Here is a 6,566-nt window from a genome sequence, read left to right as displayed (position 1 = left end):
GGAGGGAACGACTGAAGTCGTTACTACGAACTCCGGAGGGAACGACTGAAGTCGTTACTACGAACTCCGGAGGGAACGACTGAAGTCGTTACTACGAACTCCGGAGGGAACGACTGAAGTCGTTACTACGAACGCCGGAGAACGACTGAAGTCATGACATTGAACGGGGGAGTTAGGGGAGGAATTGAGAGGCAAGGGCCGATCGCGCGGACAAAGTTCGAGAAAATCGTTACAATCAAGACCACTGACCATTAAACGTTCGATAAGGAGTGCTAGATGGTGCGAACTTTACTCGTGTATCCCCTGTTTCCTCCAACTTTTTGGTCTTACAACAAGATTTTAGAATTGGTCGATCGCAAGGTGTTGTTGCCCCCCTTGGGATTAATCACTGTCGCTGCAATTTTACCACAAACCTGGGATTTTAAACTGGTAGACCGCAATATTCGCCCAGTGACGGAAGCGGAGTGGGATTGGGCAGAATTGGTGATTTTCTCGGCAATGATTGTTCAAAAACAAGATTTGCTTGACCAAATTCGCGAGGCAAAACGGCGTGGTAAATCTGTCGCAGTGGGTGGACCTTACCCCACTTCAGTTCCCGATGAAGTCGCTGCGGCAAACCCGGATTTTATGATTTTAGATGAAGGGGAAATCACCCTGCCGATGTTTATTGATGCCTTGGAAAAGGGTGAAACTCAGGGCGTTTTTCGGACTTTGGAAAAACCCGATGTCAGCGAAACTCCGGTTCCCCGGTATGACTTACTCGAATTAGATGCTTATGATTCGATGTCGGTGCAATTCTCTCGGGGTTGTCCGTTCCAGTGTGAATTTTGTGATATTATTGTCCTCTATGGTCGCAAACCCCGAACCAAAACGCCCGAACAACTGTTAGCCGAATTAGATTTCCTCTATGAGTTGGGATGGCGGCGCAGTGTCTTTATGGTGGATGATAATTTTATCGGTAATAAACGCAATGTCCGCTTGTTGCTGCAAGCGTTGAAAGTTTGGCAAGCGGAACATCAGTATCCTTTCCGATTTAATACCGAGGCATCCATTGATTTAGCTGCCGACACTGACTTAATGGACTTGATGGTAGACTGTAATTTTGATGCGGTATTTTTGGGAATTGAAACTCCCGACGAAGAGAGTTTATCGATGACTAAAAAATTTCAAAATACCCGGAGTTCTTTAACGGAATCTGTTGATAAAATCATTCATGCGGGCTTACGTCCGATGGCGGGATTTATTATTGGCTTTGATGGGGAGAAAAAAGACGCCAGTTCCCGGATTGTTAAGTTTGTGGAAGAGGCAGCCATTCCGACGGCAATGTTTGGAATGCTGCAAGCGTTGCCGAATACGGCCCTCTGGCATCGTTTGGAAAAAGAGGGACGTTTGCGGGTGAATAGTCGCCAAGATATCAATCAAAGCACGTTAATGAACTTTGTTCCGACTCGTCCGATTACGGATATTGCTCAAGAATATATCGAGGCGTTTTGGCAACTTTATGACCCAGAAGTTTTTCTCGATCGCACCTATCGTTGCTTTCTCAAGTTAGGTGCACCCAAATGTAAACCACCGGCTAAATTTCCCAGTTGGGTTGATATCCGTGCGTTAGGAATTATCATCTGGCGACAAGGAATTAAACGGAAAACGCGCTGGAAATTCTGGCATCATTTGTTCAGTGTTATGAGGCAAAATCCTGGGGTTTGGGAAGCCTATCTAACCGTTTGCGCTCATAACGAACATTTTCTGGAATATCGTCAAATTGTTCGGGATGAAATTGAAGCGCAATTAAGGGAATTTCAACGCCAGGAGGCGTTGTCCCCGGTAGCGGTAACCTCTGAGGTGGCTTAACGAACTTGGGTGATTGATGATGAGTTATTGGTTATTGGTGATGTCAGCCGATACCAGTAACTGACCCCTGCTGGCAAAGTAGTCTATTGCCAACTAGCAACTGCTTCAGGAATGCGATCGGGTATCCCAGAAATAGGCAGAGGTTATGAGTTGTAGGCATGATAATTCGTAATTTTGAAACGTTTCTTAACAATTCAGCTCAAAACGGGTTAAAATGAATTCCGTTTATCGGCTGCGTTTTTCATCTTCCCTGTCCCTCAAGTTTTTTTATAAAGCGTCAGGGAGTTCTCAGCGTTTTCAGACCCGTGGGGTTCAATTCGTTTAATCATGAGGAGGACCGCATTAGGGGTATGAATGGACTGAATAACGAGGGTCTCCTTGGGGAAAAGACTTTGAAGCCTTTCCAGGCTGAAGGGGACGGGTGAAAGGTGAAAGGCAGGTTTGAAAATCAGGTAAAAGCGGAAATTTCGTGCAAGCAAACACAGTTCTAAATCAGACGACTGGTACAGTTTCACAGACACAAACCCAAGAGTTACCCTTTACTCTTCAGGATGTGAAGGCGGCAATTCCTGCCGAGTGTTTTGAACCCTCGATATTCAAGTCGCTGAGTTACTTTTTTCTGGATGTTGGGATTATTGCGGGACTGTATGCGATCGCATACAATCTGGATTCCTGGTTCTTTTTCCCCATTTTCTGGGTGATGCAAGGGACAATGTTTTGGGCATTATTTGTAGTGGGTCATGACTGCGGTCATGGCTCTTTTTCTAAGCTCAAATGGTTGAATAACCTAATTGGACATTTGTCTCATATTCCGATTTTGGTTCCTTACCACGGTTGGCGAATCAGTCACCGGACCCATCATGGGAACACGGGAAATTTGGACACCGACGAAAGCTGGTATCCAGTATCCGAAGAAAAATACAATCGGATGCCTTGGTATGAAAAGCTATTCCGCTTTTATTTACCCTTACTCGCCTATCCACTTTATCTGTTCAAGCGATCGCCCGATCGCGCCGGTTCCCATTTTCTCCCTAGCAGTCCCTTGTTCCGTCCCTCGGAAAAATGGGATATTGTGACCAGTTCGGTCCTGTGGGTGATGATGGTGGGATTTCTCGGCGTCCTCACCTATCAATTTGGGTGGGTGTTTTTGGTCAAATATTACCTCGTGCCTTACATCATTTTCGTGATGTGGTTGGACTTAGTGACCTTCTTGCATCATACCGAAGATGATATCCCCTGGTATCGAGGAGAAGATTGGTATTTCCTCAAAGGTGCGCTTTCCACCATCGATCGCGACTATGGATTTATCAATCCCATCCATCATAATATTGGCACTCATGTGGCGCATCATATTTTCTTAAATATGCCACACTATCATTTAAAGACAGCAACCGAGGCGATTAAACCCCTGCTAGGTGATTATTATCGTTCCTCCAACGAGCCCATTTTAAAGAGCTTCATTCGCTCTTATTGGTCCTGTCATTTTGTGCCAAATACCGGGTCCAAGGTGTACTATGAATCTCCCTGGAAGCCGAAATCGAAATAACTCGAAATAGTCCCGACTCTTTCCGGGTTGGGACCCTTGGCAAATGGCCCGCCTGTGCGGGCTATTTTTTTTTGCCTGGATTGTAACAACCCGCAATTGTGAAAACCCACAATTGTAACAACCCGCAATTGTGAAAACCCACAATTGTAACAACCCGCAATTGTAACAACCCGCAGCAATTGTAACAACCCGCAATTGTAACAACCCGCAGGCTGAAGCCTGGGGCTACACGAACGAAGCCTGCCTTCGCAGGCTAAAGAATAAAGATTGATTAGCCCGCGCAGGCGGGCTTTGTCCGTATAGCCCCAGGCTTCAGCCTGCGGGTTTTATTGGGTTTAGTCTAAAATTGTGGGGAGGACTCTCTATCAATTTAGAAAACCCAATTTATTTCAGGAGGCATAGATCAATGGTTCGATTAAAAACTTGGCAATGGGTGGTTTTAGCCCTGCCGATCGCCGCTATTGTCAGCTTTTTGCTAGTGGCAGCCGGAACCCAAATTCATGAATGGAATCTCAACTGGATTTGGGCAATCTTTACCCTGGTTTTAGTCGGGTGGCGGTGGCTGTTAGTGCAGTGGACTCAACCGATGATGGCGGAAATGGAAGCAGCGATCGCCCAGGTGAATCAGGATATCGAAGAGTCTAAACAACAAAACACCGGACCCACCGCTGATGAAGCCACTCAAAAAGCCGAAATTGCCTTACAAAAAATATTAGAAACCTCCCGGACTGACCCGCCGATTTGGGAGGATTTACAAACCTTTGGAACGCGATGTCAGGAAGTTGTCACCGCCATTGCCTTAATTTATAATCCCGAAGTTAAATATCCCCTGCTTAATATTTACATTCCCCAAGCTTATGGACTGATTCGCGGCACCGTGGATGACATGGACCGCTGGATGCAACAACTCTCACCGGCGTTGAATCAAGTCACCGTAGGACAAGCCTTTCAAGCCTATGAAATGTATCGAAAATTGGAACCTTCGGCGCGGAAATTGTTCCAAGTTTGGAATTGGGTACAATGGTTTGTCAATCCCGCTGCAGCGGCTGCGCGAGTAGCCTCCCAGGGTTCTAGTAATCGGGCAACTCAAGAATTATTGGTGAATTTGGGACAATTGTTGCGCGAGGCAGCATTACGGAATTTGAGTCGGCAAGCGGCTACTTTGTATGGGAAGCGGACTTTACCCGAGACTGCCTCACCGATATCGACTCCCGCTTTACCGAAGGCCAAAACCCAAACCCTGCGAGAGATTATCTCCCAAGCAGAACCTGTGGAAACTGTCGCCCAAAAACCCGTTAATATTTTGTTGGTGGGGCGCACAGGGGCGGGAAAAAGTAGTCTGATTAATACATTGTTTGACAGCGATCGCGCGGAAGTCGATTTGTTGCCGAGTACGGACCTAATCTCTAATTATCACTGGCAGAGTGAGGGTGGGGAAACCCTGATTTTATGGGATACCCCGGGATATGAACAAGCAAAACGTGCCGATTTGCGAGAGATGGTGCTCGACTATGGTAAAACTGCCGATTTGTTATTGTTAGTGACTCCTGCTATGGATCCGGCCCTGCAAATGGATGTGGATTTTCTCAAAGAAATCAAGGCAGAGGTGTCCGATTTACCGGCGATCGCCATTGTGACGCAAGTCGATCGCTTGCGTCCGATTCGGGAGTGGAATCCGCCTTATGATTGGGTTTGGGGGGATAAACCCAAGGAAAAATCGATTCGGGAAGCGACGGAGTATCGCACTGAACAATTGGGAGAATACTGCGATCGCATTTTACCCATTGTGACCCAAGACTCACAACAAGGGCGAGTTTCTTGGAATGCTGATACCTTGGCGGTGGCGCTAATTGAGGCGATCGACCCGGCGAAACAACAGCGCCTTGCCCGATTTTTGCGCGATCGCGAATCCCGGATTGTGGCTTCTGCTAAAATTATCGATCGCTATACTTTCCAAATGGCAACGACCCAAGGATTGACCTCCTTACTCAAGAGTCCCGTCCTCCAGTTCATTTCCACCCTCTCCACCGGGTCCCCGACCCTAGCTTACGCCTTGGCGGAACAAATTCCAGTAGAACAGTTACCCGTGGTCATTGGTAAACTGCAAATGGCCTATGACTTATTTAATTTGTTTAATACCGACGCCAAACCCTTTCAGTTTGATTTACTCTCTCTTTGGCCCTTGCTGCGAGATAATCGGGGAACCAGCGATCGCAATGCTTGGGCCTTTGGTCATGCCTTAGTGGAATATTGGACCCAGAAATTAAGCTTAGAACAACTGCGATCGCGCTTTGAGTCTTATTTAGAGCAACAACCAGCATCTTGAAAGGGGGCGGGTTTTTATCCTTAGGCCGTTTAGCTGACAAAAACTCCCTCATTTGGCGGATGCCTTTGAGGAAAACTCTTGGCCAAAATAGAGATTAAAAGAGTCAATTATATAGACAAAAACTGCCCCAGTTAAACCAAATAACTGGGTTTTTTGCTTTTGATTAACGGGAAAGGGGCCTGATTAAATAGCCAGATTTCACATTGAATGGGTTGTTGCTGGGATCATGCACTAAAGGGATGAGGAGTCCTGTGATATGCCTGTGACTTCTGGGTAAGCTTGCTCGCTTCAATTTTCGCCCTTGAGCATCTGTAGTGGCCATCGCGATGGCCGCGACAAAACAAACCTTTATTTCTATGGGTTGAGCGGCGAATTGGGGGAATGGACCTCAATAAAAAACCCCCAAAATTTTGGGGGTTCGCCATGCACATTTCTCAATCTGTTTCAATCCTACTGTTAAGCCTTGGGAAAGAAATCAGCCAAAGTGCGGATTTCTAAGGGTTAAATCCACCTATTTTTGTAAAAATTACTCTTAAATTTCCTCATGATGAGGGTTGGCAAAACCTATAAATTGCCTGCAATTTTTCAGAATCACCCCGTTCAAAGCGCATGATCAGACCGAGGTTCGCTACAATCACAGGAGCAGCTTCCCCAGTGTCAGGGGGGACTGAAGTCCAAGAGAATCCTCCTCGAATCATCGAAAACCCATATAAAACTCCGAGATGTTTGGGAACTGCGCATCTTTAGAGCGCAGAGGAAAAACGAACGAGCGGTTTTAACCGCCTATCCCTTGCCTATCCCTTAGTGCTACAATGTAGTCATTAACGTTTTTAGCGTTTCATC

3 protein-coding genes are annotated in these 6,566 nt (G+C 46.5%); all 3 read left to right on the top strand.

The annotated features are described in order from the left end of the window. Positions 1-279: 279 nt before the first annotated feature. The 3 genes from NG833_RS27605 to NG833_RS27595 all read left to right on the top strand — a co-directional run bounded on the left by NG833_RS27605 (position 280) and on the right by NG833_RS27595 (position 5,723). Positions 280-1,851 (top strand): B12-binding domain-containing radical SAM protein, encoded by a 1,572-nt coding sequence (locus NG833_RS27605; RefSeq protein WP_254568476.1) that lies wholly within the window; start codon positions 280-282, stop codon positions 1,849-1,851. 469 nt (positions 1,852-2,320) lie between these two features. Beyond that, on the top strand, positions 2,321-3,397 hold the full coding sequence (locus NG833_RS27600; RefSeq protein WP_254568475.1) for a fatty acid desaturase: 1,077 nt from the start codon (positions 2,321-2,323) through the stop codon (positions 3,395-3,397). Between the two features lie 406 nt (positions 3,398-3,803). Then, entirely contained in the window at positions 3,804-5,723 is a 1,920-nt protein-coding gene (locus NG833_RS27595) for a GTPase family protein (protein ID WP_254568474.1), read from the top strand. Positions 5,724-6,566 lie beyond the last annotated feature (843 nt).

Source organism: Oscillatoria sp. HE19RPO (assembly GCF_024220515.1).
GTDB lineage: Bacteria > Cyanobacteriota > Cyanobacteriia > Cyanobacteriales > Laspinemataceae > Laspinema.
This window is presented reverse-complemented; position numbering and strand designations above follow the sequence as displayed.

What these genes read in the sequence shown, in the direction of transcription:
- NG833_RS27595 (WP_254568474.1), top strand. Translation starts at nt 3,804, where the DNA reads ATGGTTCGATTAAAAACTTGGCAATGGGTGGTTTTAGCCCTGCCGATC.